This window comes from Pseudonocardia nematodicida (genome assembly GCF_040105385.1).
Lineage (GTDB): Bacteria > Actinomycetota > Actinomycetes > Mycobacteriales > Pseudonocardiaceae > Pseudonocardia > Pseudonocardia nematodicida.
In genome coordinates this window covers 210535-234108 of the sequence record NZ_JBEDNQ010000007.1, presented here as the reverse complement: position 1 = coordinate 234108, position 23574 = coordinate 210535, and the positions used below count along the sequence as shown (strand labels likewise).

Here is a 23574-nt window from a genome sequence, read left to right as displayed (position 1 = left end):
GATGGTCACTGCCGCTTCCGGATCCCCCGGGCCCGCCGGAGCCCGCACCGAGGTGCACGACGTCGTCGTCGGCGGTCGCGCGCTGCGCGTGGTCCGCCGGCCGGCGTCGGGCCCCGGCGCCCGGCGCACCCCGCTGCTGCTGTGCAACGGGATCGGGGCCGCCACCGACGTGCTCGACCCGCTCGTCGAGGCGCTGCCGGCCGATCTCGACGTCATCCGGTTCGACCCGCCCGGGATCGGCGGGTCGCCGTTGCCCCGGATGCCGTACCACCTGACGTGGCTGGCGCACCGGCTCGGCCAGGTGCTCACCCGGCTCGGCATCCGGGAGGCCGACGTCCTCGGGTTCTCCTGGGGCGGGATGCTCGCCCAGCAGCTGGCGATCAGCCGCCGGCGACGGGTGCGCAAGCTGGTCCTGGCCGCGACCGGTCCCGGGGCGCTGATGATCCCCGCATCACCGCGGGTGCTGGCCGTGATGACCTCGCCGAAGCGCTACCAGGACCCGGCCTACCTCGACACGGTCGCCGCCAAGATCTACGGCGGGTCGTTGCGCGAGAACCCGGAGCTGGCCGCCGAGAAGCTGGGCGCGGGGAGCAAGCGCGGCCCGATGCGGGGCTACTACTACCAGCTGATGTCGCTGTCGGGCTGGACCAGCCTCCCGCTGCTGCCCGCGATCACCGCGGACACCCTGATCATCGCCGGGGACGACGACCCGATCGTCCCGGCCGGCAACGCCACCCTGCTGCACCGCGGTATCCGCCGGTCACGGGTGCACCGCTACCCCGGCGGGCACCTGGAGATGCTGCTGGACCCGGAGCCGTTCGCCGCCGAGATCGACCGGTTCCTCTCGTCCTGAGCGGACACGCCCGCTCCGCCGGTCCGGTCGGGACACGGACCGGCGCGAGCACGCCGCCCGCGAACCCGCATCCGGTGTGACCGCGACAGCCGGGCCCACGGCGGGCAGGCTGGCCGGGTGACCGTCCTGCTGACCCTGCGCCCGGCCCGTCCGGGAGACGGCAGGACCCCACCGCCGGTGGCCCGTGGCCCCGCGGCACGGGACGACACGGCGGCTCCGGACGGCGCGACGGCACCGGACGGCTCAGTGGCACCGGACAGCACAGTGGCACTCCACTACGCAGCGGCACCGGACGACTCGGCGGCGCTGGACGCCTGCGATGCCGGGGCGACCGGCGTGCTGGGACGGACCGGGCCGGCTTGGCACGCCCGGACCGCCGCAGACCCGGATCGCGCCCACCTCGTGCTCGACGACGGCCGGGCGCTGGCCGGCTACCTGGTCCTCGCGGCCCCGCGCGGCCCGGAACGGGGGGTGGAACTGCACCGCCTGGTGATCGCTCCGCCGTGGCGGGGCGCCGGCGTCGGCCGGGCCCTCCTGCGGGCGGTGCTCGACCTCACCGCGGTGCCGGACCGGACCGGCTCACGACCGGCCGGCTCGTCCACCGGGGCCCGGCCGGCCACCGGGAACGGCGCGCCGCCGGCGCCGGCACCGGATGTCGTCGTCGACCCGGCCTGGACCACGCCGGGCTGGCTGCCGGCCGGGCGGCTCTGGCTGGAGGTGGACCCGGGCAACGGACCGGCGCTGGCGCTCTACCGGTCGGCGGGCCTGGTCGTCGAGGCCCGGCTGCCGACGGTGCCGGGTGACCCGGACTCCGCGACCCGGCGGCTGGTGCTGTCCCGGGGCTGAGCGCCCGCAGGCGCGGCCGTCACTCGCCGCTGTCGCCGCCCTTGGGCAGACCCTCGAAGATCTCCTTGCACTCCGGGCAGACCGGCGAGCCGGGCTTGGGCGACTTCGTGACCGGGAAGGTCTCGCCGCAGAGCGCCACCACCATGCTGCCCAGCACCGCACTCTCGGTGATCTTGTTCTTCTGGACGTAGTGGAACATGTCCGGGCGGTCGTCACTGGTGGTCTCGGTGCCCTCGGGCCGGGTGTCGACCTCGGGAAGAGTCATCGTGGACATGCGGTCCATGATGCACGACACCCCGGCCCGGGGTGACGGCTGCGGCGCCGCGGGGCGTCAGCCGGGTCCGGGGGTGTCCGGACGCCCGGTGCTGCCCGCCGCGGGACGCTCTTCCTGGGCGGCGCCCGGCGCGTCGGGGCCGCCGTCGCCGGTCGTGCCGTCCCCGGCGGTCTCGTCGATCACCGCGTGCGGGCGGGCCTCGATCCGGTTCCGCTCGCGGGAGTACCGGTTCGGCTTCTCCGCCTTGCGCGGGAGCCGGTCGTTCGCGATGAGCACGGCGATCCACGGCAGCGGGACGGAGATGAGGAGCAGTGTCACGGCCACCCAGGGAACCTGGTAGAAGAGCCCGGCCGCGATCATGCACGGGATGCGCATGCCCATCATCCACTTGTAGCGCCGCTTGCGAACCGCCAGCTCCTCCTCGTAGGACATCTGCGCGTCCGTGATGAGCACAGGGTCCTGGCGTCGCCGGTCGGCCACGTGACCACCTCCTCCCCCATGGTGTCACCCGCAACGGTGACCCGCGCGGGGACCACCGTCGTCGATCCGGAAGCCGGTCAGGCGCCGTCGGGCCCGTTGCCCAGCAGGGGTTCGTCGGCGGAGCGCACCTCGGTTCCCGGCAGCCCGTCGGGGTGCTCGAGCCGGACCCGGTCGACCGCCTCCAGGGCGATGCCCAGGTGCTTGCGCTTGCTCGCCTCGTAGAACGCCCGCGCCCCGCCGGCCAGCTTCGGCTCGGCGTGCAGCGGCTTGTCCGACACACACAGCAGGGTGGCGTTCGGGATCCGGTACCGGAAGCCGTTCGCCGCGATCGTCGCCGACTCCATGTCGACCGCGACCGCCCGCGCCGCCCGCATCCGGGCCAGCGTCGCGGACTGGTTGAACTCCCAGTTCCGGTTGTCGGTCGTGTGCACCACGCCCGGCCGGTAGGTCGCGCCGGCCCGGTCCAGGGCGTCCATCAGGTAGCCGTTGAGCCGCAGGCTCGGGATCACCGGGACGTCCGCGCCCAGCACCTCGTCGAGCACGTGGTCGGCCCGCTGGTAGGCCGTCGCCAGCACGAAGTCGCCGAGCTCCTGCCGGTTCCGCAGGCCGCCGCAGTGCCCGATCATGATCATCGTGTCCGGCCGGAGGACGGCCAGGTGGTCGGTGACGGTCTTCGCGTTCGCCGGGCCGACGCCGATGTTGACCAGGCTCACACCGTCGCCGTCGGCCCGCGCGTGGTGGTAGGCGGGCATCTGGACGCCCTCGCGGTCCGGGCGCTCGGCGTCTCCGAAGCGCTCCAGGAACGACTCGACGTGCATGGCGTAGTTGGTGAACAGCACGTGCCGCTGGAACGACTCCGCGGGCGTCCCGGTGTAGTGCGACAGCCGGTCCAGCGAGAGCGCCATCCGCTCCGGGCCGAAGAGGAAGAGCTTCTTCGTGCGCAGGTCGAACCGGTCCTCGTCGAGCGCGGCGAAGAAGTCCGGGTCGGTGAAGGCGCGCGCCGGGCGGGCGGCCCGGGCGGTGACGGTGGCCCCGGCGGCGACCAGCCCGCGCAGCTCGCGGTGCAGGTAGCGGCGGATCGCGTTCGGCCGGGCGAACTCACCGGAGATCCGGGGGTTGTGCGTCGACCAGGGCCGGACGACCTCCAGCTCGGGATACCAGCCGTCGGCGTACACCGCCTCGGCGGCGTCGAGCAGGCGGCCGATCTCGTCGTCGAGCTTCTCGTCGGGCACCGGCGGACGGACCTGTTCGATCATGGCGGGGGTCACGCGCGGTCCTGCGCGGGGTCGGTCTCGCCGTGCGCGTGCAGCGCTCCGGGTGAGACGGCCACCTCCGAGACGACCTCCAGCAGCCGGCGGGCCAGCCCGTCGGTGAGCCGGTAGCGGACCAGCCGGCCCTGGCGGTGCGCGGTGACCATGCCGTGCGCGCGCAGCAGGCGCAGCGCGTGCGACACCGCCGAGTCGCTCATCCCGACCGCCACGGCCAGGTCGGAGACGCACAGGTCCCCGGCGTGCTGCAGGGCCAGCAGGAGGGACAGCCGGTTGGCCTCGCCGAGGACGTCGAGCACGGTCGCCGCCTCGGCCACCTTGCCGGAGTCGGACAGCACCGCGACGGCGTCGCAGACCTGGTCCGGGTCGATCACGCGTGCGCCGCTGAGCGCCTCCGGAACCTTGTGCACGCCACCGATGCTAGCCCGGCGAGCCGCTCAGCCCGCCGACGCCGCCTTCTTCTCGCGCGCCGCGGCCTTGATCGCCTTCTTGGTGTCGCGCACCTCGACGAGGGTCTGCGCGTCGACGACGTCGGCGGCCGAGAGCCGGGTGTCGGTCCCGCCGTAGTCGCCCGCGGCCTCCCGCCAGCCGTCGGGGGTGACGCCGTACTGCTTTCCGAGGATCGCGACGAAGATCTTCGCCTTCTGCTCGCCGTACCCCGGGAGCGCCTTGAGCCGGCGCAGGACCTCCCGGCCGTCGGGTTCGGCTCCGTCGGATCCCGGAGCGGTCCAGATCGCGGCCGGGTCGCCGTCCCAGTCCTCGACGATCGCGCGGCACATCTCCTGCACCCGCCTGGCCATCGACCCGCCGTAGCGGTGGATCGCCGGCGGGGTGGTGGCCAGCGTGGCGAACGCGTCCGGGTCGTGGTCGGCGATGACCCGGACGTCGAGCCCGCCGAGCCGGTCGTACAGCTTCTTCGGCCCGCGGAACGCGATCTCCATCTGGATCTGCTGGTCGAGCAGCATGCCGATCAGCAGCGCCAGCGGGTCGCGCTCGAGCAGCGCGTCCGCCTCGGGTTCCTGAGCGATGCAGATGCTCGTCATGGGAGACAGGATCGCACGCATCCGGTGGGTCAGAATGGTCGACGTGCTCCCCCATCTGGAACGCGGACAGGCCGAGCGGGTGCGCGGCTGCCTGCTCGACGCCGGCTACACCCCGGACGGCGTGCGCGCGCTGCTCGGCGGCTCCGCGCACGACGCGCTGACCCGCGGCGAGCCCGAGCCCGCCGCCCGGGCCAGCCGCGACGGCGGCGAGCTCGGCACCCTGGTCCGGCTGTTCCTGCTGGAGGACACCGAGCCCGAGCCCGCGGTCACCGCGGCGCTCGGCGACCTGGACCCGCTGCTGGAGGGCCGGGTCCTGCGCCGCACCCCGGACGGGATCCGGGCCGCGCTCGACGTCCGTCCCTACGGCGAGGGGCCGGGCTCCGAGGGCGAGCCGGGCGCGGACTGGTGGGTGGTCTCGGACCTCGACTCCCCCGCCGCCCGGCAGGACCGGGACCACGTCACGGGTGTCGGGGGCGCGTCGCTGACGCTGGCCGCGGCGACCGTGCGCCGGCCGGCCGGGTCGCTGCTCGACCTGGGTACCGGCTGCGGGGTGCAGGCCCTGCACGGCTCCCGGCACGCGGTGCGGGTGGTCGCCACCGACGTGCTGCCGCGCGCACTGGCGCTGGCCCGGCTGTCCTTCGACCTGTCCGGTGTGGACGTCGATCTGCGCGAGGGTCCGTGGTTCGCACCCGTCGCCGGGGAGCGGTTCGACCACGTGGTGTCGAACCCGCCGTTCGTGCCGGGACCGCCACGGGTCGACTACGTCTACCGCGACTCCGGGCAGGCCGGCGACTCGGCGCTGGCCGCGCTGCTCGGCGAGCTGCCGGGCCTGCTCACCGAGGGCGGGGTGGCCCAGCTGCTCGGGTCCTGGCTGCACGTGCGCGGCGAGGACTGGCCGGACCGGGTGCGCTCCTGGCTGCCCGACGGCGTGGACGCCTGGATCCTGCAGCGCGAGGTCGTCGACCCGGCCATGCACGTCGGCACCTGGCAGCGCGACGCCGGGCTGGTCCCGTCCTCGCGCGCGGCGCGCGAGCAGGCCACCGGCTGGCTGGACTGGATGGAGTCCGAGCGGGTCGAGGGCGTCGGTTTCGGCTTCCTGCTGCTGCGCCGCACCGACTCCGAGCCGACCGTGGTGATCGAGGACCTGCCCGGGGAGCTCGGCGAGGGCCTCGGCCGGGAGATGACCGGCTGGCTGGACCGGATCGACTGGCTGCGCGCGCACTCCCGCGACGACGACCTGCTCGGCGCCCGGCTGCTCATCGCCCCCGAGACCGTGCTGGAGTCGGCCTCCTCGGTCGACCCGGACGGCGGCTGGGCGGAGCTCACCACGACCGTGCGCCGCTGGGGCGGCCCCGGCTGGGAACACCAGGTCGACGGCCCCGCCGCGGCGCTGCTGGCCGGGTGCCGGGGCGACCTGCCGCTGTCCGAGCTGATCGCGCTGCTGTCGTTCGCGCACGACCGCCCCGCCGACGCGCTGACGGCCGCGACACTGCCCGCGGTGCGCGAGCTCGTCCGGCACGGGCTGCTGCTCCCGGTCGACGGCTGGCCGCACCCCACCGCCGCCCGCAGCGCGGCCGCGGCCCCCGCCGGACCCGTCGGATGAGGCACTCGCCTCACCGTCCCGGGCCACGAGCGGACCGTTCGTGGCGACGGTTCCCCCGAAGGATCCACTCGTGAGGGCGGTCGTGGCCCGGGTGCGCCGGGCGTCGGTGACGATCGTCGGCGAGGGCGGCGAGGCGCTGCGGACCTCCGGCGCGATCGGGCCCGGGCTGCTGGTCCTGCTCGGGGTGCACCGCGACGACGTCGCCGACGCGGGCTCGACGGTCGACACGATGGCCCGCAAGCTGCACGAGCTCCGCCTGCTGCGCGACGAGCGCTCGTGCGCCGAGACCGGCGCCCCGCTGCTGGTGGTCAGCCAGTTCACGCTCTACGGCGACACCCGCAAGGGACGCCGGCCGTCCTGGTCCGCCGCGGCCCGCCCGGCCGACGCCGAGCCCGTCGTCGACGCCGTGGTGGCCGCGCTGCGCGGGCGGGGCGCGCACGTCGAGACCGGCGAGTTCGGCGCGATGATGGAGGTCGGGTCGGTGAACGACGGCCCCTTCACCGTCCTCGTCGAGACCTGAGCTCGGCGAGACCCGGCTCTCACCCTGCTCTCAGCTCCGCAGGGCACCATGGGGCACAGCTCGGAAGGAGTCCCATGGTTGTCGCCCCACTGCTCGGATGGGTCCTGCTCATATTCCAGTTCGTCCTGATCGCCCGGGTCGTCGTCGACTGGATCGACGTCCTCGGATCGGGTCGCGGCGGCGCCGCGCTGGACACCGCCCGCCGGATCACCCACGGCGTGACCGAACCGGTCGTCGCGCCGATCCGGCGGCGCATGAACACGGTGCGGATGGGGTCGGTCGGATTCGACTTCTCGGTACTGATCGTCTTCCTGGTCGTGCTGGTGCTGCGGCTCGTCGTCGTGCCGCTGATCCCGTTCTGATCCGCCGTCCGGCAGACGAGTGATCATCGCCCGGGTGCCGGTCGGTGCCGTCCGCGGCACGGATCGGCACCCGGGCGACGATCACGACCGGCGGGGACCGGGACGATGATCACGGTGGGCCGGATCCGACCGGCCCGAGCCGGACCTCGGTGACCCGGCCGTCGTCGTCCAGCCCGGCCTCCACCCGCCCGAGTCCCTCCGGGCCGTCGGGCGGCGTGACCCGCACCGTCCACGTCCCGCGGTCGCCCGCGACCTGCTTGCGGCACAGGTCGACGGTGAACTCGCCGGCACACAGCTCCGCGAGGTGCTCGCGCAGCGGGACGCCCTCGGGGTCGCGCTCGCGGAACGGCGCGGACGAGTGCAGCAGCGCATCGGGCGCGACGAGCGGCGCCAGCGCCTCCGGGTCCCCGTCCCGCACCGCCCGCTCGACGGCCAGCGCCCCCAGGAACCGGTCGGCCTGCCGCGCCCCGCGGCGCTGCAGGTGGTTCAGGAACGCGACGTCCCGGTTCAGCTTCGACGCCGACCCCAGGACCCGGGAGGCGAGCACCGAGCCCGGCATCTCCAGCACCCGCACGGTCACGTGCCGGTACTTGCTCCCCGGGCGCAGCGTGCCGTCGGCCAGCAGCCGGTCGACCTTCTCGATGAACCCGAGCTCCTGGTACAGCGACAGGTTCCCGGACAACGCGTTGCGCCGGTCCGAGATCTCGACCAGCGAGCGCGGCTCGCTCGGGATCCGGGACGGGTTGATCTGGACGACCCACAGCTCGTCGGGCCCGGCGTCGAGCAGGTCGCGCACCGGCGGGTTCTGCGAGAACAGCCCGTCCCAGTAGGTGCCGCCGTGCGTGCGCACGGCGCGGAACAGGTTCGGGATCGCGGCCGACGCCAGCACGGTGTCCGCGGTGATCCGGTCGGTACGGCTGGAGAACGCGCGGAAGCCGCCGGTCAGGACGTCGACGGCGCCGAGCAGCAGCAGCGGGTCGCGCCCCGCCGGGTCCGGCGTGATCGCGTCGAAGTCGACGTGCCGGGCCAGCAGGTCTCCGAACGCACGGGACCCGTCGATCGCGCGCGGCAGCGCGTACGGCGTCCCGGCCGGGATCAGGCCGAGGCCCTGCAGCGCCCCCGCCCAGACCAGGCCGGCGTTCTGCAGCCGGGCCAGCGGGGACCGGGCCGCGTTGTCGGCCCAGAAGGCCTCGAGCGCGGCCGCCGCCTCCTCGCGCTGCGCCCGCCCGGCGCCGGCGCGCAGCCGGTCCCACGCCACGAGCGCGCAGATCGCGCCGCCGGAGGTGCCGGACAGGCCGACGATCTCGGTGTCGTCGAGGTAGTCGCTGCGCAGCAGCCGGGCGAGGACGCCGGCGGTGAAGGCGGTGTGGCTGCCCCCGCCCTGGCACGCGATGGCGATCCGGCGGCGGGCGGGAGTGGTCATGGCACCAGGTCTATCGGTCCCGGGGCGGTACGCGACAGGACGATCACGTCACAGGTCCGCGGACGCGAGACGGCCCCGTCCCGGGTGGGACGGGGCCGTCGGGGCTCGGAGCGGTCAGGCCGAGGCGGAGCGGGTGGTCCGGCCGGCCTTCTTCGCGGTGTCGGCGGCCTGCTCGGTCGACTGCGCGACCGCGGACGCGGCCTGGTCGTTCCACTGGTCGACCAGCGAGCTGCCGGCACCGACGACGGTGCGGGCGAGCTCGCGCTGGTGCCCGAGCACCTGCTCGTAGAAGTCGAAGACCCGGTCGACGGCGGCGCCGGCGTCCGGGAGCTGCGGGCGGGCCTCGCCGGCGAACTGGCGGGTGACGCCCTGCACGGCGCCGGTCCAGCTGCGGACGGACTCGGTGACCAGGTCCTGGCCACGCTTGGCGATGTCGGCGAACTGCTCGGTGGAGGCGGTCATGCCAGAAAAACTACGCGCGTCCGTTAAGTATGTCAATCGCGCCTGGTCAACACCGGTCATCCGCGCGCGATGAAGCTCCGGTAGACCCCCAGCAGCGCCGAGCGCTGCTCCTCGGACAGCCGCGGGTCGGCGGCGATCGCCGTCTCCACCGACGGCGAGGCGGTCGTCTCCGCGGGCGCCGTCGGGGACGCCTCCTCCTCGCCGGAGTCGTCGCGCACCGACCAGCCCGCCCGGCTGAGCATCTGGTCGGTGTTGAGATGCAGGGCGTCCGCGATCGAGCGCAGCACCTTCAGCGACGGCTGGTGCAGGCCCCGCTCGACCTGGCTGAGGTAGGCGTTGGACACCTTGGTCATCGCCGCCATCTCGCGCAGCGACAGCTTGGCCATCTGGCGCTGGGCACGGATGAACCCGCCGAGCGCGTTGACCTGGGCGCTCCAGGCGTCCTCCGCGGCCTTCCGGCCGGCCTCGTGCAGGCTGTCGGCCCCGGTCGCGGCGGCGGAGGCCGCACTCTCCCCGTCGGAACCGGACCGCCGGCGGCCGGCCCGGCGGCCGTCCGATGTGGAGTCGGTGCTCGCGCGGCTCACCGCCGGCTCCCGGCCCGGATCGGTCCGCGCGGACGACGCCGGCGCGCGGAGGGGATGACTACGCGGTCCATGACCGCGGATTGTCCCGGTTCCGCCGCCCGTGCGCACGCACCGGGCACCGACACCCCGTGCGCGCGTCCGGACCGGCGGAACTCAGCCCGCGAAGACGTACCGACCGGGTGCCGGCTCCAGCGGCGGGTGGGCCTCGCTGCCGACCCGGGTCGGCGCCGGGACCTGCTTCCCGGCGCGCTCGGCGATCCACGGGGTCCAGTCCTCCCACCAGGAGGCCCGCTGCTCGGCGGCGTCCTCGCGCCAGTCGTCGGACGAGGCGGGCAGCTGGTCGGACTCGCCGTACCAGTGCCGCGACTTGGGCGAGGGCGGGTTCACCACGCCGGCGATGTGCCCGGAGTTCGACAGCACGAACCGGACCGTGCCGCCGATCTTCGCCGCTCCGGTGTAGACGGACCGCCACGGTGCGATGTGGTCGGACTCGGCGCACACGACGTAGGAGTCGGTGAGGATGTCGGCCACGTCGAGGCGCTCCCCCGCCAGCTCCAGCTTGCCCTCGGCGAACTGGTTGTCCAGGTAGAGCGTGCGCAGGTACTCGGTCTGCATCGCGGCCGGCATCCGGGTGGAGTCGGCGTTCCAGCTCAGCATGTCGAACGGCCGCGGGTCCTCGCCGAGCATCCAGTCGTTGACGACGTAGTTCCACACCAGGTCGGTGGCGCGGAGCAGGTCGAAGGTCGTCTTCATGCTCGACGCCGGCAGGTAGCCGTCCCGGCGCATGGTGCGCTCGAGCCGGTCGACGGTCTTCTCGTCGGTGAACACGCCCAGCTGCCCGGGACCGGTGAAGTCGAGCAGCGTGTTCATCAGGGTCAGCGAGTGCACCCGCTGGTCACCCCGGGCGTGCAGCCAGGCCGTCGTGGCCGAGGACAGCGTGCCGCCCAGGCACAGCCCGGCGACGTTCACCTCGTCCTGCCCGGTGACCTCACGGACCACGTCGAGCGCCGCGATCGGCCCCTCGAGCAGGTAGTCGCTCATCGTCACGTCGGCCAGCGCGGAGTCCGGGTTCCGGTAGCTGATCATGAAGACCGTGTGGCCGTGCCGCACCGCCCACTCGACCAGCGACTTCTCCGGCGCGAGATCCATGATGTAGTACTTGTTGATCCACGGCGGGCTCATGAGCAGCGGGATCTCGTGCACCTTCTCGGTCTGCGGCTCGTACTGGATGAGCTCGATCAGCCGGTTCCGGTAGATCACCTGGCCCGAGGTGACGGCGAGGTCCTTGCCGACGACGTACTGGCCCGGTGTGGTCTGGCGCGGCATCCCCCGGTTCTGGACGGCGTCGCGCAGCATGTTCCGCGCGCCGCGCACCACGTTCTGCCCGCCGGTGTCGACGATCTTCTTCGGCCAGGCCGGGTTCGTGGCGACCGCGTTCGCCGGGGCGAGCGCCTCGATCGTCTGCCCGACCAGCCAGTCCAGCTTGCGACGCGCGACCGGCGAGACCTGGGCGGCCTGCGACAGCTCGGTGAGCCGGTCGGCCAGCAGGGCGTGCTCCTGGCGGGCCAGGTAGTACCAGGCGTTGCCCTCCCAGGCCGGATCGCCGTAGCGCTTGTCCTTCTCGGGCAGCGACGCCGGACCGGTGGCGGTACCGCCGACGGCGCGCGACGCGGCCACCGCGACCGCCTTCGCCGAGTCGAGACCGAAGCCGAAGCCGGCCCGCAGGACCGCGCCGGGGCTCGTCGCCAGTGACTTCGCCGCCTCGCCCAGCGCACCACCGAGACCGATCGGGTCGACGCGGGCGGCCAGCCCTTCCGGGTCGGCCAGCTCGCGCAGGTCGCGGACCAGGCCGGCCGCCTGCCGCCGGAGCACCTCGGCGGCGGTGTCGGACGCCGTTCCGTCGGCCCCGGCGGGGGCTGCGGACTCGGGCTGGGAAACGGACGGGCTGCTCACGGTCGCCTCACTCCTGACGTCGGCCGGTATGTCTCCGTGCCTCGTTGCGCGGTCCCAGGACGGGGCGCGAGGGGTCCACACATCGTGACGGGGTACTGACAAGTAAGCAGCCCGGAACACGATCCTGACCATGAGAGTCCCCTCACCTGCGCTTGAGAGAGCAAGCACTACTCAGGAGTAGGCATGCGCTTGCTTGGCATCCCGAACGCGTTTTACGCTTCGGTAACCGGTTCGAGCCCCGGTCATCAGAGTTGATGGGAGAGGCCCATGAGCATGGCGACGACCCACACCGCCGACGTCCCCACCCCCGGACACGGCCCGCACGCGCTGCCCGACACCCCCGCGGTCCCCGCGTCGCACGGCGACACCCGGCCGGATCCCCTGCGCTACCTGGTCTCGTACAACACCCGGAACCTGGCCAAGGTCGTGACCGAGGTCGGCCGCGCCACCGGCGCGTACTGGATCGACTCGGTGCAGCGCCTCGCGAACCCGGGCGACGCGGCCCGCCGCTCCCTGCTGTGGTTCGCGACGATGGCCGACCGGCGCGAGCCGCGGTGGCACCTGGCCAACGAGGTCGTGCTGTCCACCCCGTTCGCGCTGCTGCGCGACTTCACCTCACCCGAGCACCGCGACGACGACGTGGTCCCGACCCTGGTGCTGCCACCCCAGGCCGGGCACTCCTCCACCGTCGTCGACTACTCGCCGCAGCAGAGCCAGCTGGCGATGATCCGCGCGGCCGGGCTGACCCGGCTCTACGCACTGGACTGGCGTCCGGCCACCACCGCCACCCGGCACGTCACGATCACCGACTACCTCGACGTGATCGACCGGTCCATCCGCCGGGTCGGCGGCAGGGCGAACCTGGTCGGCGACTGCCAGGGCGGCTGGCTGGCCACCATCTACGCGGCGCTGCACCCGGAGCGGGTCAACACCCTGACCCTGGCCGGCGCGCCGATCGACTTCCACGCCGGCGAGTCGGTGATCGCCGCCTCCACCCGGCTGATGGCCGGGACCATGGGCATGGCCCCGTACAAGGCGCTGGTCGCCGCGGGCGGGGGCAACATGCCCGGGTCGGCGGTGCTGTCGAACTTCATCTCGATCCAGCCCCAGTCGGAGATCTCGCGGCAGCTGCAGCTGCTGGAGAACATCGACGACGCCACGCACGTCGAGCGCTACCGGGTGTTCGAGGACTGGTTCAAGTACACCCAGGACATCCCCGGGGCCTTCTACCTGTGGCTGGTGGAGAACCTGTTCTGGCGCAACCGCCTGATCGACGGGACGCTGACGGTCGACGGCCGCACCGTGGACCTGGCCGCGATCGACTGCCCGGTGCTGCTGCTGGCCGGGTCCACCGACCACATCACCCCGGCCCCGCAGCTGTTCGCGATCGCCGAGAAGGTCACGACACCCGCCGCGGACATCACGTTCCGCACCGCCACGGCCGGGCACCTGGGCCTGTTCATGGGCCGGGACGCGCTGCGCCACGACTGGCCGGTGCTGATGGAGGCGGTGTACGGGCACTCGGTCCCGCAGCCGCCACGGAAGGGCTCCGAAGTGAAGGGACAGGCCGGGAAGGCCGGCCGGCGGCGCAGCAGCGTCCGGGCCGTCGCCGACCCGCGGGACACTCCGCGGGTCCCGGCACCGTGACCGGGTCGTGACCCGGCTCTCGTTCTAAGAGGAACCTGAGAGAGTTCCGCAACCGCATGTGATCGACGTCATAGGCCCCGGCCGCGATTTCCCCGCGGTCGGGGCCGCGTCGCGGGAACGATCCCCCCACACGGCGCGTTGGACCGGGTGTAGGGCGAGCCGACGAGCCCCCATCCGTCGCTCGTCGCGCCCGAGCAGGGGAGGAAATGCACATGACGGTGACCACGACCGCGTCGGCCGTGCCCGAAACCGGGACCCCGGCCGTCCCGGACCCCCGCCCCGCGGCGGAGGCGCCCGCCCCCGTGAAGAAGAGCTCCACGGCCGTGAAGAAGAGCTCCGCGAAGACGTCCCCCGTGAAGCGCTCCCGCACCGCGTCCTCCGACGCGGACGGCACCACTCCGCTCACCGTACCCGGTGCGGCGGCCGCGGTGGCCGAGGACCTGGATGCCCAGAGCCCGGCCGCCGACCTGGTCCGGGTCTATCTCAACGGGATCGGCCGTACGGCACTGCTCACCGCGGCCGACGAGGTCGAGTTGGCCCGGCGCGTCGAGGCGGGCGTCTTCGCCCAGCACCGGCTCGACACGGCGCGGGCCGACGGGACCTACGAGTCCCTCGACCTGCAGTACCGCCGTGACCTGCAAACGATCGTGCGGGACGGTGCGCTCGCCAAGAACCACCTGCTGGAGGCCAACCTCCGGCTGGTGGTGAGCCTGGCCAAGCGCTACACCGGGCGCGGGATGCCGCTGCTGGACCTCATCCAGGAGGGCAACCTGGGTCTGATCCGCGCGGTGGAGAAGTTCGACTACACCAAGGGCTTCAAGTTCTCGACCTACGCGACCTGGTGGATCCGGCAGGCGATCACCCGCGGGATGGCCGACCAGGCCCGCACGATCCGGCTGCCGGTGCACCTGGTCGAGCAGGTGAACAAGCTGGCCCGGATCAAGCGGGACATGCACCAGCGGCAGGGCCGCGAGCCCAGCGAGGCCGAGCTGGCCGCCGAGTCCGGCATCCCGGAGCACAAGATCTCCGACCTGCTGGACCACGCGCGTGACCCGGTGAGCCTGGACATGCCGGTCGGCGCCGAGGAGGAGGCCCCGCTCGGGGACTTCATCGAGGACGCCGAGGCGACCGACGCCGAGAACACCGTCATCTCGCACCTGCTGCACGACGATCTCCGCCGGGTGCTGGGCACCCTGGAGGACCGCGAGCAGAAGGTGATCCGGATGCGGTTCGGCCTCGACGACGGCCAGCCGCACACGCTCGACCAGATCGGCCGCGCGTTCAAGCTCTCCCGGGAGCGGGTGCGCCAGATCGAGCGCGAGGTCATGGCGAAGCTGCGGGTCGGCGAGCGCGCCGACAAGCTGCGCGCCTACGCCAGCTGAGCCCCGGCACACGACGAGGACGGCCGGGCGGAGCGGACTCCGCCCGGCCGTCGTCGTGTGCGGCCCCTCCGTCCCGCGGACATCTGTCCTGCGGAACACGGCGGTGATCGGTGGCCGGTCGCTCCCCCGCTGCCTAGGGTCGGGGTCATGTCCGGTTCCACCGCCCCCGCCGACCCCGGTGGGATCAGCTCCGACGCCCTGCGCGCGACACTCGGAGCGTTCGCGTCCGGGGTCGTGGTCGTGACCGCGCAGGGTCCCGACGGCCCGCTCGGGTTCACCTGCCAGTCGTTCTCCTCGCTCTCCCTCGACCCGCCGCTGGTCAGCTTCGCCCCCGCCCGCAGCTCGACGACCTGGCCCCGGATCCGCGAGGTCGGGCGGTTCTGCGTCAACGTCCTCGCCGCGGACCACGAACACCACAGCACCGGCTTCGCCCGCTCCGGCACCGACAAGTTCGCCGGCGTCACCTGGACCCCCGCACCCTCGGGCGCACCGATCCTCGAGGGCGTCGGCGCCTGGGTCGACTGCACCCTGTGGAACGAGTACGACGGCGGCGACCACACCATCGTCGCCGCCCGCGTCTCCGCGCTCGGCGCCGACCCGGCACGCCAGCCACTGCTGTTCTTCCGCGGCGGCTACACCCTCACCCCGGGAACCGGGCGATGACCCGGATCATCGGCGTCGTCGCCGGACCCGAACCCGGCGGGCGCACCGCCACCGCCGTCGCCGGCCTGCTCGCCGGCACCGGCGTCGACACCGAACTCATCGAGCTCTCGCGCACCCCGTTCGAGGAGGTCACCGCCGCGTTCGCCGACGCCGACGCCGTCGTGTTCGGCAGCCCCGTCTACCGGGCCGGGCACACCGCGTCCCTCAAGGCGCTGCTGGAGGCCACCGAACGCGGGAAGTGGGGCGAGAAGACCGCACCGCTGCAGGGCAAGGCCGCCGCCATCGTGTTCACCGGGGCCAGCGGGCACCACTTCCTCGCCCTCGACGGGCTGCGCTCGGTGCTCGCCGGATTCTTCGCCGTCCAGGTCCTCTCCCCCGGCCTCTACCTGGACCACTCCGGCTACGAGGACCGCAACACCCTCACCCCCGACTCCGCCGAGCTGGCCGCCGCACACGGCCGCGCCCTGGCCGACCTGACCACCGCCGTCCGCTCCTCGGAGGCGCTGCGGGCGATCACGCCCGTCGTCTGAGCGGCCGCCGAGATCCTTCTCCGCGGAACCCGGACACCACTCGACCGGCACGCAGGCTCCACAGAGAAGGATCTTGCGGGGTCAGGCGCCGGCGGCGCCCGGGCCGTGCAGGACCCGCGCGGCGGTCGCGTGCCCGTCGGCCGCCGCGGCGGCCGGGTCGGCCCCGCGCGTGATCGCGGCCAGGTAGCCGGCGGCGAAGGCGTCCCCCGCACCCGTCGTGTCGCGGACCGCGGGCACCGGCACGGCCGCGACCTGGACCGCGGTGCCCGTCCCCGGGAGGTACACCCGGGCCGGGCGGGGACCGTCCTTCACCACCACGACCGTCCCGTCCGGCGCGGAGTCCGGCAGCCCCAGCAGGCCGGCCTCGTCGGCGTTGGCCAGCAGGTGGGCCGGCGCGAGGGCGGCGAGGCCGTCGAGGAACCGGCGCACGCCGTAGGTGCGCAGCGGTGCCGCCGAGGACGCGTCGACCGACACCGCGCCGCCGTCGTCGCGCACCCGGGCCGCGAGCGCGCGGGCCGACCCCGCGCACGGGTCGGCGAGCAGGCCGTAGGCGGGCAGGTGCAGCAGGGCCACCCCGCGTACCCAGGCGGGGTCGGCGTCGTCGAGCTCGGCGGCGGCACCCCGGTCGGGCAGCATCGTGCGCTCCCCGCCGGGGTCCACGAGCACGACCACGGCGCCGGTGCTCCCCCGGCGCTGCACCCGCACGTCGACCCCGCGGCCGGCCAGCTCCGCGGTGAGTGCCCGGCCGGTCGCGTCGTCCCCGACGCGGCCCAGGAACCGCACCGGCGCGCCGAGCCCGGCGACGGCCGCGGCGACGTTCGCGGCGCTGCCCCCGCGCCGCCGGAAGATCCGGGCCGGGGTGTCGGTGCCCGGCTCGACCGGCCCAGCCGGCCACACGACCACGTCCTCGACGAGGTCCCCCAGCACCGCGAGCATGCAGCCGATCCTGACGGAACTCAGCCCGCGAGGGCGGCCGCGATCCGGGCGCCGAGCTCCATGTTGTTCCGGTAGACCGCGACGTTGACCTCGAGGCTGCGGTCCCCGGTGGCGTCGCGGACCCGCTGCAGCAGGAACGGCGTGGCGTCCTGCCCGGAGACACCGGCGTCGGCGAGGGCGGCGAGCGCGTCGGCCAGGGCGGCGTCGTGCACGTCCGGGGGCAGCTGCTCCCCGGCCGGCACCGGGTTCGCCACCAGCAGCGCCGCGTCCAGGCCCAGCTCGCGGGCCGCCCGCCAGGCGGCCGCGGCCTGCTCCGGCGACTCGATCCGCTGCGACACCGGGTGGCCGGAGTCGGCGACGTAGAAGCCGGGGAACGCGTGCGTCCGGTAGCCGGCCACCGAGATCCCGAGCGTCTCCAGGCGCTCCAGGGTGGCGGGGACGTCGAGCACCGACTTCACCCCGGCACTGACGACGACGATCGGCAGCCGGGCCAGCGCCGGCAGGTCGGCGGACTCGTCGAACGTCGACGACGCCCCGCGGTGCACCCCGCCCAGCCCGCCGGTGGCGAACACCCGGATCCCGGCCCGGTGCGCGAGGTGCGCGGTCGCGGCGACGGTCGTCCCGCCGGAGGCGCCGGTCGCGGCGGCCACCGGGAGGTCACGGGCGCTGAGCTTCACCACGCCGGGATCGGAGGCGAGCCGGTCCAATTCGGACTCCGACAGCCCGACGACGGCCTCGCCGTCGACCACACCGATCGTGGCGGGCAGCACGCCCAGGCCGCGGACCAGGTCCTCGGCCTCCCGGGCGACCTGGGAGTTCCGCGGCCGCGGGAGGCCGTGCGTGACGATCGTGGACTCGCAGGCCAGTACCGGCCGGCCGGCGGACACCGCCGCCGCGACCTCCTCGGCGATCCTCATCATGATCGACCCTACCGGCCCGGCGACCCGCGGTCAGGCCGCGGGGAGCCGCCGCAGCACCGCCTCGGCGCACCCGTCCGGCGAGGAGTTGAACGCGATCTCGGCGCCGGGCTGGTGGGTCCGGGAGAGGTTCACGACCTCCTCGAACAGCTCCAGCGAGTCGGGGTCCGAGCGGATCCCGCCGCCGACCACGACGCAGTCGTAGGCCCGCGCCCGCAGCGCCGCGGTGATCGCCGGCAGCGCACCCTCACCCGGAGCGACCAGACAGTCGTGCGCGTCGATCCCCAGCGCCGCGAAGCGGGCCCGGCTGTGCTCGAGCCCCCGCAGGACGGGTGTGGGGTCGTATTCGGGGAACGCGACCGGGTCCCACCCGATCACCAGCACGGTCGTCATGGCTGTCCCCCTCCCTCGGGTACCGGGACCGGAGTCTGCTCCGCCCGGCGCGCGCAGGCCAGCGCGACCACGGCCCCGGCCAGCGTCACCGCGACGGCGACCAGCACCGCGACCCGCCACCCGGCGAGCAGCTCCGCCGGGGTCTCGGCGCCCGTCGGCGAGGTCAGCACCGAGGTGACCGTCACCCCGATCGCGGCACCCAGGTAGCGGCTGGTGTTGTTGATCCCGCTGCCGGTCCCGGCGCGGTCCGGCGGCACCGAGGCGACGGCCTCCCGGCCGAGGGTCGCGTTGACGACGCCGGTCCCGGCACCGGTGACGACGAGCGCGGCGAGCACCACCCCGGCTCCGGCCCCCGCGGCGAGGAGCCCGAGCTGTCCCACCGCCATCACCAGCAGCCCCCCGCCGAGCCGGGCCCCGCCGACCACCCGCTCGCTGATCCGGCGGGTCAGCAGCGCGGTCACGATGCTGGTGCCCGACCAGCCCAGCAGCAGCGCCGCGGCGACCAGCGGCGTACCGCCGTGCAGACGCCCCCACAGCGCGGGCAGGTAGGAGCTGAGCGCGATGATCCCGAGCCCGGTGACCAGGCTCGCCACGGTCGCCGCGACCAGGCCGGGATGCCGGAACAGCTCCGGGCCGGCCATCGGGCGCCGGGACCGGACCTGCACGACGACGAACCCGGCCAGCAGCACCGCCCCGGCGACCAGCAACGCGAGCGCGGGCGCGCCGATCGGGAGCCGCCGCGCCCCGGTCAGCCCGGCCAGCAGCACCGCGAGCCCGGCCGCGAGCAGCAGCATGCCGAGCACGTCCGGCCGCCGCGGCCGCGACGCCGTCGACTCCACGAGCAGCGCCCGCGCGGCCACCGCGAGCACCAGCCCGGCGAGCCCGATCAGCAGGTACAGCACCCGCCATCCCACGGCGCCGGCCAGCAGCGGGCCCGCGGCGATCCCGGCCGCCAGCGCCGCGCCCCACAGCCCGGTCGCGCGCGACCGGGCGGGTCCGGGCGGCAGCGCGTGCGAGATCAGCGCCAGGCTGCAGGCGATCACCGCGGCCGCGCCGACGCCCTGGACCACCCGGCCCGCGACGAAGCCCCCGGTCCCGCCGGACAGCGCGCCGCCGGCCGAGGCGAACGCCAGCACCAGCGCACCCGCGACGAATGTGCGACGCCGGCCGAACCTGTCGGCGAGCGTCCCCGCGGTGAGCAGCACGGCGGTGAGCCCGAGGCTCATCGAGCTGAGGATCCAGGACTGCCCGGACGGCCCGCTGCCCAGATCGGCCGCGATCCGCGGCAGGGTCGCCAGCGGCGCGGTGTAGGAGACCAGGCAGAGGGTCGTCCCCAGGGCCGCCACCGCCACCGTGCGTCGCGCCACGTCCGGACCCTACGCCGGTCGGACGGGAGCGGCGGGGTCAGCTCGGCAGCCGCAGCAACGACGGCAGGTCGGCGACCGAGTCGATCACGGCGTCCGCCCCGGCGGCGCGCAGCCGGGGCTCGCCGTGCGCGCCCCCGCGGACGCCGACGGCCAGCCCGGCACCGGCCCGGACCGCGGCGTCGATGCCGGCCGTCGCGTCCCCGGCCACGGCCGTCTGCGACGGGTCCGTCCCGGCCCGCCGGACGGCGGCGTGCAGCAGGTCCGGGTCGGGCAGGCCGCGGCCGTCGACGTCGGCCGGCGACAGCAGGTCGTCCGCGCGGTCCGCGAAGCCCAGCGCGGAGACCAGCCGGTCCCGCAGCTCGGGGGCGAACCCGCAGGTCAGGGCGATCGCGAGGCCGGCGTCACGGAGCGCGTCGAGCGCCTGCGCCGCGCCCGGGACCGGCCGCACCCGGCCGTCGTCGATCGCCGCCACCAGATGCTCGACGAAGGCCGTGTGCGCGCGCCGGGCGCGGTACATGTCGCCGTCGAGCAGCTCGCCGAACACGGTGATCGTCGAGCGGTCCATCGTCGCCCGGGCCTGCCGGTCCAGCGCCGGGTAGCCGGGACCGTCGAGCCGGACCCGGGCCGCACGCAGGCCCTCGCGCAGGGCGGCGAGCACCAGGCCGTCGTCGGACATGGTGGTACCCGCGAGGTCGAGCACCGCCAGCCGCACCCGTGCACCTCAACCCCCGCGGGTGTCGGGATCCCGTCGCGCACCTGACGATCCGGTGAACCGCGCCGGTCGTTCCGATGTCGGACGCAACATCTCACCGGAGCCGGCTCACCAGAGCTCGCCGTCCCGCCAGTCGCAGACCAGCGGGGCCGCCGGGTCGAGGTCGGCGCACACCCGCAGCACGTACACCGCGCCGCGTTCGTCCGGGGTGTCGACGACGCCGTCCGGGGTGAGCGCCCCCAGCGGCCCCGGCCAGGCCTGCCAGCCGTGCCGGCGGTAGAGCCGCGCCGCCGGGTCGCCGGCGCCGAGGGCGCCCAGCTGGAAACCGCCCCGGACCAGCCGCCCGACCGCGTCGACCAGCTCGCCACCGAGACCGCGACCCCACGCGTCCGGCCGGACGGCGACCCCCTCGACGTAGCCGGTGCGCAGCGCGACCCCGCGGTGCAGCACCCGCCGGAGCACGACGGCGGCGTGCCCGACCGGCCGCTCCGGCGGGCCGGCGAGGACGTGCAGGCCACCGAGAGCGTGGTCGAACGAGAGGTCGTCGAACCCGCTGGAGCCGGCGAACGCCTCGTCGAGCAGGGACCGCAGTGCGCGCAGCCCGTCCGGCCCGAGGTCGGCGGTCGGGAGCACCCGGAGATCGTTTCGCACCCGCCGGATACTGCACCGTCCCCGCGGCCGTCGCACGCGTCCGGGGCGATCCGGACACCCGTCGCAAAACAGAGAGCCCACTATCGTTTGGCGGCGTAGCGTCGACCGGGACGCACCCGTGCCCACCCGGAGGACCACCCACGATGACCGAGACGACAGGCCGGACCGAACCCCTCCCCATCCACATGCGCCGGGACCGCTTCACCCCCGACCCGGATCTGGACCGCTACCGCGACTCCGGGGAGATCCCGCTGGTCCGCACCGCGTTCGGCGCGGACGCCTTCCTCGTCACCCACTACGACGACGTCCGCGAGGTGCTCGGCGACGCCGCCACCTTCTCGAACGCCGCGGGCACCGCGCTGCGCCGCCCGGACGGCCCGCAGCTGTCCGACGAGGAGCTGGACCGGTTCCGGGCCGGCAACCTGCTCGCGCAGGACCCGCCCGAGCACACCCGGCTGCGCCGGATGCTGACCCGGGAGTTCACCCAGAAGCGGATGGCCCGGCTCGAGCCGCGGATCCACGAGATCGTCGACGACCACCTGGACGGGCTGGAGAAGGCCGGGCCGGGCGCCGACCTGGTCCGTGAGTTCTCGCTGCCGGTCCCGTCGCTGGTGATCTGCGAGCTGCTCGGGGTGCCCTACGCCGACCGCGACGAGTTCCAGGCCCGCTCGTCGCGGCTGCTGGACCTCGGCCTGCCGCAGGAGGAACGGCTCGCGGTGTCCCGGCAGAACCGGGAGTACATGTCCCGGCTGGTCCGCGGCGCGCAGGCCGACCCCGGCGAGGACATCCTCGGGATGCTGGTCCGCGAGCACGGCGACGAGCTCACCCACGACGAGCTCACCGGCATCGCGGGCCTGCTGCTGATCGCCGGGCACGAGACGACGTCGAACATGCTCGCCCTCGGCACGCTGGCGCTGATGGAGAACCCGGAGCAGGCCGACGCGATCCGCGCCGACCCCGACCTGGCGCGTCCCGCCGTCGAGGAGCTGCTGCGCTGGCTGTCCATCGTGCACACCGGCGTGCCGCGGGTGACCACGGTGGACACCGAGCTGCGCGGCGTGCCGATCCCGGCCGACTCGATCGTGGTCTGCTCGCTGCCGTCCGCGAACCGCGACCCCGCCGCCGGGGCGGCGGACCCGGCGCACCTGGACGTGCGGCACGGCGGGGCCGGGCACGTCGCGTTCGGGCACGGCGTACACCACTGCCTTGGCGCACCGCTGGCCCGGATGGAGATGACGACGGCGTTCCCCGCCCTGCTGCGCCGGTTCCCGGCGCTCGCCCCGGCCGGACCGGTGCCACCGACGGCGTTCCGCGCCTACCACTTCGTCTACGGCATGCACACGCTGCCGGTCACCTGGTGACGGCTGTTCGATGCCGAGGACTACCGTGCCGGGGTGACCACCACGACCGGGGCAGGGTCGGCCCGGCCGTTGCGCGCCGACGCCGCCCGCAACCACCGACGGATCGTCGAGGCGGCGGCGGCCGCGTTCGAGACGGACGGCCCGGACGTCGCGCTGGAGGAGATCGCCCGGCGGGCCGGCGTCGGCGTCGCCACCCTGTACCGCCGCTTCCGTACCAGGGACCAGCTGGTGCGCGCGGTGCTGGAGGAGGTCTTCGCGACCGAGATCGTGCCGACCGCCGCGGCCGGCGACGGCGACCCGTGGTCGGACCTGGCCGGATCGCTGTCCCGCGCGGTCGAGGCGGTCGCGGCGCGGACGACGATCCTGCGGCTGGCCCGCGAGTGCGGTGCGTTCGACGTCGGCTCGGTGCAGCGCTACGGCCGCGCGCTGGACCGGCTGCTCGACCGCGCCCGCGACGCCGGGGTGGTCCGGCCGGAACTGACCGTCAAGGACCTGTCGGCCCTGCTGGTGATGGTCATGGCGGTCAGCCCCGCCGCCGGCAGCGGGACCCACGGCGACGACGACCGGGACGCCGGGGCCTACCGGCGCCGCTATCTCGCGCTGCTGCTCGACGGGCTGCGCCCCGGCAGCCCGCCGCTCCCGCCGGCGCCCCACTAACCGATCTTCGTCGCAGATGCAATCTGTTCTCTGCCATAGGTGAGGCGCTACGGTTCGCGCGTCCGCTCGGCAACGGCGCCGGGCGGATGTCCCCGTTCCCGGGCAGATCGCGCCGCGTCCGCGGTGCCCGGTCAGCGCGCCGCGAGAACCCGGGCCCAGGGCTCGTCGACACCGTCCAGATCCAGCACGGCGACCACGTTGTCCAGCATCCCGGAGCCGAACCAGCGCCGCACCGCGTCGTCGTCGCCGAGCATCCGCCGGACCGTGTCGACCTGCGTGGCGTAGCACCGGCGCACGGCCTCCGCCACCAGCGTCTCGTCGGCGGCGCAGTTCGCGTGCATCAGGAACCGCAGGATCGCCCGGTCCGCGACGAGCGCGGTGTAGGCGTCCCGTGCGGCGCGCACCGCCGCCTCCGGGTCGGCAGCCCCGTCCGACGGCGTGGAGTGCGCCGTCAGGGTCTCGGTCATGATCACCGACACGTGGTCGACCGCCGAGGCGAACAGCGCCTCCTTGTTCGGGTACAGGCGGTAGAGGTACGGCTGCGAGATGCCGACCGCCTCGGCGATCTCGTTCGTCGTCGTCCCGTAGAAGCCCTTGTGCGCGAAACAGCGGACCGCGGCGGCCACGACGGCACGACGCCGCGCGTCGCTCTTGGTGGTGGAGCCGGCGGCGGGCATGGGCACCACT

General features: G+C 74.6%; 27 protein-coding genes. 11 read left to right on the top strand and 16 right to left on the bottom strand.

From position 1 onward, the window contains the following. The first annotated feature begins 1 nt into the window (after position 1). On the top strand, positions 2-853 hold the full coding sequence (locus tag WIS52_RS18340; RefSeq protein WP_349299501.1) for an alpha/beta fold hydrolase: 852 nt from the start codon (positions 2-4) through the stop codon (positions 851-853). Between the two features lie 117 nt (positions 854-970). After that, the gene (locus WIS52_RS18335) at positions 971-1699 is read left to right on the top strand and encodes a GNAT family N-acetyltransferase (protein ID WP_349299500.1); all 729 of its coding nucleotides are present in this window, start codon (positions 971-973) and stop codon (positions 1697-1699) included. Between the two features lie 19 nt (positions 1700-1718). On the opposite strand, the gene WIS52_RS18330 is transcribed toward WIS52_RS18335, so the two are convergent. The 5 genes from WIS52_RS18330 to WIS52_RS18310 all read right to left on the bottom strand — a co-directional run bounded on the left by WIS52_RS18330 (position 1719) and on the right by WIS52_RS18310 (position 4764). Beyond that, positions 1719-1973, bottom strand: coding sequence for a DUF3039 domain-containing protein (locus tag WIS52_RS18330; RefSeq protein WP_349299499.1), 255 nt, complete (start codon positions 1971-1973; stop codon positions 1719-1721). A gap of 57 nt (positions 1974-2030) precedes the next feature. Then, positions 2031-2453: a DUF3099 domain-containing protein gene (locus WIS52_RS18325; RefSeq protein ID WP_379610324.1), complete on the bottom strand. Its 423-nt coding sequence runs from the start codon at positions 2451-2453 to the stop codon at positions 2031-2033. A 77-nt stretch (positions 2454-2530) separates the two neighbouring features. Continuing rightward, positions 2531-3721 carry an AMP nucleosidase gene (locus WIS52_RS18320; RefSeq protein WP_349299498.1) on the bottom strand — a complete coding sequence of 397 codons (1191 nt, stop codon included), beginning with the start codon at positions 3719-3721 and terminating at the stop codon, positions 2531-2533. Next, entirely contained in the window at positions 3718-4131 is a 414-nt protein-coding gene (locus WIS52_RS18315; RefSeq protein WP_349299497.1) for an ArsR/SmtB family transcription factor, read from the bottom strand. Before WIS52_RS18315 ends, WIS52_RS18320 begins: the two co-directional genes overlap by 4 nt. A 27-nt stretch (positions 4132-4158) precedes the next feature. Further along, on the bottom strand, positions 4159-4764 hold the full coding sequence (locus tag WIS52_RS18310) for an HhH-GPD-type base excision DNA repair protein (protein ID WP_349299496.1): 606 nt from the start codon (positions 4762-4764) through the stop codon (positions 4159-4161). Between the two features lie 34 nt (positions 4765-4798). Here WIS52_RS18310 and WIS52_RS18305 point away from each other — a divergent pair, with 34 nt between their 5' ends. From WIS52_RS18305 to WIS52_RS18295, 3 genes are all read left to right on the top strand, one after another. Then, entirely contained in the window at positions 4799-6367 is a 1569-nt protein-coding gene (locus WIS52_RS18305; protein WP_379610327.1) for a DUF7782 domain-containing protein, read from the top strand. A 70-nt stretch (positions 6368-6437) separates the two neighbouring features. Further along, positions 6438-6887, top strand: coding sequence for a D-aminoacyl-tRNA deacylase (gene dtd / locus WIS52_RS18300; protein ID WP_349299494.1), 450 nt, complete (start codon positions 6438-6440; stop codon positions 6885-6887). Positions 6888-6961: 74 nt separating this feature from the next. Next, positions 6962-7249 (top strand): YggT family protein, encoded by a 288-nt coding sequence (locus tag WIS52_RS18295; protein WP_349299493.1) that lies wholly within the window; start codon positions 6962-6964, stop codon positions 7247-7249. Between the two features lie 109 nt (positions 7250-7358). Here WIS52_RS18295 and WIS52_RS18290 read toward each other — a convergent pair whose 3' ends face one another. The 4 genes from WIS52_RS18290 to WIS52_RS18275 all read right to left on the bottom strand — a co-directional run bounded on the left by WIS52_RS18290 (position 7359) and on the right by WIS52_RS18275 (position 11671). Then, positions 7359-8672 (bottom strand): patatin-like phospholipase family protein, encoded by a 1314-nt coding sequence (locus WIS52_RS18290; RefSeq protein WP_349299492.1) that lies wholly within the window; start codon positions 8670-8672, stop codon positions 7359-7361. 114 nt (positions 8673-8786) lie between these two features. Then, positions 8787-9134 (bottom strand): hypothetical protein, encoded by a 348-nt coding sequence (locus WIS52_RS18285; RefSeq protein WP_349299491.1) that lies wholly within the window; start codon positions 9132-9134, stop codon positions 8787-8789. Between the two features lie 56 nt (positions 9135-9190). Further along, positions 9191-9718: a helix-turn-helix domain-containing protein gene (locus WIS52_RS18280; protein WP_349299490.1), complete on the bottom strand. Its 528-nt coding sequence runs from the start codon at positions 9716-9718 to the stop codon at positions 9191-9193. A 153-nt stretch (positions 9719-9871) separates the two neighbouring features. Next, positions 9872-11671, bottom strand: a complete 1800-nt coding sequence (locus WIS52_RS18275) for a PHA/PHB synthase family protein (protein ID WP_349299489.1) — start codon at positions 11669-11671, stop codon at positions 9872-9874. A gap of 267 nt (positions 11672-11938) precedes the next feature. Between WIS52_RS18275 and WIS52_RS18270 the strand changes: the two genes are divergently transcribed. The 4 genes from WIS52_RS18270 (at position 11939) to WIS52_RS18255 (ending at position 15893) form a co-directional block, all read left to right on the top strand. Further along, positions 11939-13318, top strand: a complete 1380-nt coding sequence (locus WIS52_RS18270; RefSeq protein ID WP_349299488.1) for an alpha/beta fold hydrolase — start codon at positions 11939-11941, stop codon at positions 13316-13318. A 212-nt stretch (positions 13319-13530) separates the two neighbouring features. After that, a complete protein-coding gene (locus WIS52_RS18265) occupies positions 13531-14700 on the top strand; it encodes a sigma-70 family RNA polymerase sigma factor (RefSeq protein ID WP_379610331.1) in 1170 nt (389 codons plus the stop codon). 147 nt (positions 14701-14847) lie between these two features. Next, entirely contained in the window at positions 14848-15363 is a 516-nt protein-coding gene (locus tag WIS52_RS18260; RefSeq protein ID WP_349299486.1) for a flavin reductase family protein, read from the top strand. Beyond that, positions 15360-15893: an NAD(P)H-dependent oxidoreductase gene (locus WIS52_RS18255; RefSeq protein ID WP_349299485.1), complete on the top strand. Its 534-nt coding sequence runs from the start codon at positions 15360-15362 to the stop codon at positions 15891-15893. The genes WIS52_RS18260 and WIS52_RS18255 overlap by 4 nt, the downstream gene beginning before the upstream one ends. A gap of 81 nt (positions 15894-15974) precedes the next feature. Here WIS52_RS18255 and WIS52_RS18250 read toward each other — a convergent pair whose 3' ends face one another. The 6 genes from WIS52_RS18250 to WIS52_RS18225 all read right to left on the bottom strand — a co-directional run bounded on the left by WIS52_RS18250 (position 15975) and on the right by WIS52_RS18225 (position 20869). After that, positions 15975-16829 carry a carbohydrate kinase family protein gene (locus WIS52_RS18250; RefSeq protein WP_349299484.1) on the bottom strand — a complete coding sequence of 285 codons (855 nt, stop codon included), beginning with the start codon at positions 16827-16829 and terminating at the stop codon, positions 15975-15977. Positions 16830-16849: 20 nt separating this feature from the next. Next, a complete protein-coding gene (locus WIS52_RS18245; RefSeq protein ID WP_349299483.1) occupies positions 16850-17746 on the bottom strand; it encodes a pseudouridine-5'-phosphate glycosidase in 897 nt (298 codons plus the stop codon). 33 nt (positions 17747-17779) lie between these two features. Then, positions 17780-18139, bottom strand: coding sequence for a hypothetical protein (locus tag WIS52_RS18240; protein WP_349299482.1), 360 nt, complete (start codon positions 18137-18139; stop codon positions 17780-17782). Then, the gene (locus WIS52_RS18235) at positions 18136-19506 is read right to left on the bottom strand and encodes an MFS transporter (protein ID WP_349299481.1); all 1371 of its coding nucleotides are present in this window, start codon (positions 19504-19506) and stop codon (positions 18136-18138) included. Before WIS52_RS18235 ends, WIS52_RS18240 begins: the two co-directional genes overlap by 4 nt. A gap of 37 nt (positions 19507-19543) precedes the next feature. Beyond that, positions 19544-20218, bottom strand: a complete 675-nt coding sequence (locus WIS52_RS18230) for an HAD family hydrolase (RefSeq protein WP_349299480.1) — start codon at positions 20216-20218, stop codon at positions 19544-19546. Between the two features lie 108 nt (positions 20219-20326). Then, a complete protein-coding gene (locus WIS52_RS18225; protein ID WP_349299479.1) occupies positions 20327-20869 on the bottom strand; it encodes a GNAT family N-acetyltransferase in 543 nt (180 codons plus the stop codon). 143 nt (positions 20870-21012) lie between these two features. On the opposite strand from WIS52_RS18225, the gene WIS52_RS18220 reads away from it, so the two are divergent. Both WIS52_RS18220 and WIS52_RS18215 read left to right on the top strand, forming a co-directional pair. Continuing rightward, positions 21013-22230 (top strand): cytochrome P450, encoded by a 1218-nt coding sequence (locus tag WIS52_RS18220; protein ID WP_349299478.1) that lies wholly within the window; start codon positions 21013-21015, stop codon positions 22228-22230. Between the two features lie 33 nt (positions 22231-22263). After that, positions 22264-22887: a TetR/AcrR family transcriptional regulator gene (locus WIS52_RS18215; protein ID WP_349299477.1), complete on the top strand. Its 624-nt coding sequence runs from the start codon at positions 22264-22266 to the stop codon at positions 22885-22887. A 131-nt stretch (positions 22888-23018) separates the two neighbouring features. Here WIS52_RS18215 and WIS52_RS18210 read toward each other — a convergent pair whose 3' ends face one another. After that, positions 23019-23564: a TetR/AcrR family transcriptional regulator gene (locus WIS52_RS18210; RefSeq protein ID WP_349299476.1), complete on the bottom strand. Its 546-nt coding sequence runs from the start codon at positions 23562-23564 to the stop codon at positions 23019-23021. Positions 23565-23574 lie beyond the last annotated feature (10 nt).

What these genes read in the sequence shown, in the direction of transcription:
- WIS52_RS18285 (WP_349299491.1), bottom strand. Translation starts at nt 9,134, where the DNA reads ATGACCGCCTCCACCGAGCAGTTCGCCGACATCGCCAAGCGTGGCCAG.
- WIS52_RS18210 (WP_349299476.1), bottom strand. Translation starts at nt 23,564, where the DNA reads ATGCCCGCCGCCGGCTCCACCACCAAGAGCGACGCGCGGCGTCGTGCC.
- WIS52_RS18270 (WP_349299488.1), top strand. Translation starts at nt 11,939, where the DNA reads ATGAGCATGGCGACGACCCACACCGCCGACGTCCCCACCCCCGGACAC.
- WIS52_RS18310 (WP_349299496.1), bottom strand. Translation starts at nt 4,764, where the DNA reads ATGACGAGCATCTGCATCGCTCAGGAACCCGAGGCGGACGCGCTGCTC.
- WIS52_RS18330 (WP_349299499.1), bottom strand. Translation starts at nt 1,973, where the DNA reads ATGTCCACGATGACTCTTCCCGAGGTCGACACCCGGCCCGAGGGCACC.
- WIS52_RS18220 (WP_349299478.1), top strand. Translation starts at nt 21,013, where the DNA reads ATGACCGAGACGACAGGCCGGACCGAACCCCTCCCCATCCACATGCGC.
- WIS52_RS18240 (WP_349299482.1), bottom strand. Translation starts at nt 18,139, where the DNA reads ATGACGACCGTGCTGGTGATCGGGTGGGACCCGGTCGCGTTCCCCGAA.
- WIS52_RS18265 (WP_379610331.1), top strand. Translation starts at nt 13,531, where the DNA reads ATGACGGTGACCACGACCGCGTCGGCCGTGCCCGAAACCGGGACCCCG.
- WIS52_RS18260 (WP_349299486.1), top strand. Translation starts at nt 14,848, where the DNA reads ATGTCCGGTTCCACCGCCCCCGCCGACCCCGGTGGGATCAGCTCCGAC.
- WIS52_RS18245 (WP_349299483.1), bottom strand. Translation starts at nt 17,746, where the DNA reads ATGAGGATCGCCGAGGAGGTCGCGGCGGCGGTGTCCGCCGGCCGGCCG.
- WIS52_RS18250 (WP_349299484.1), bottom strand. Translation starts at nt 16,829, where the DNA reads ATGCTCGCGGTGCTGGGGGACCTCGTCGAGGACGTGGTCGTGTGGCCG.
- WIS52_RS18305 (WP_379610327.1), top strand. Translation starts at nt 4,799, where the DNA reads ATGGTCGACGTGCTCCCCCATCTGGAACGCGGACAGGCCGAGCGGGTG.
- WIS52_RS18255 (WP_349299485.1), top strand. Translation starts at nt 15,360, where the DNA reads ATGACCCGGATCATCGGCGTCGTCGCCGGACCCGAACCCGGCGGGCGC.
- WIS52_RS18340 (WP_349299501.1), top strand. Translation starts at nt 2, where the DNA reads ATGGTCACTGCCGCTTCCGGATCCCCCGGGCCCGCCGGAGCCCGCACC.
- WIS52_RS18295 (WP_349299493.1), top strand. Translation starts at nt 6,962, where the DNA reads ATGGTTGTCGCCCCACTGCTCGGATGGGTCCTGCTCATATTCCAGTTC.
- WIS52_RS18290 (WP_349299492.1), bottom strand. Translation starts at nt 8,672, where the DNA reads ATGACCACTCCCGCCCGCCGCCGGATCGCCATCGCGTGCCAGGGCGGG.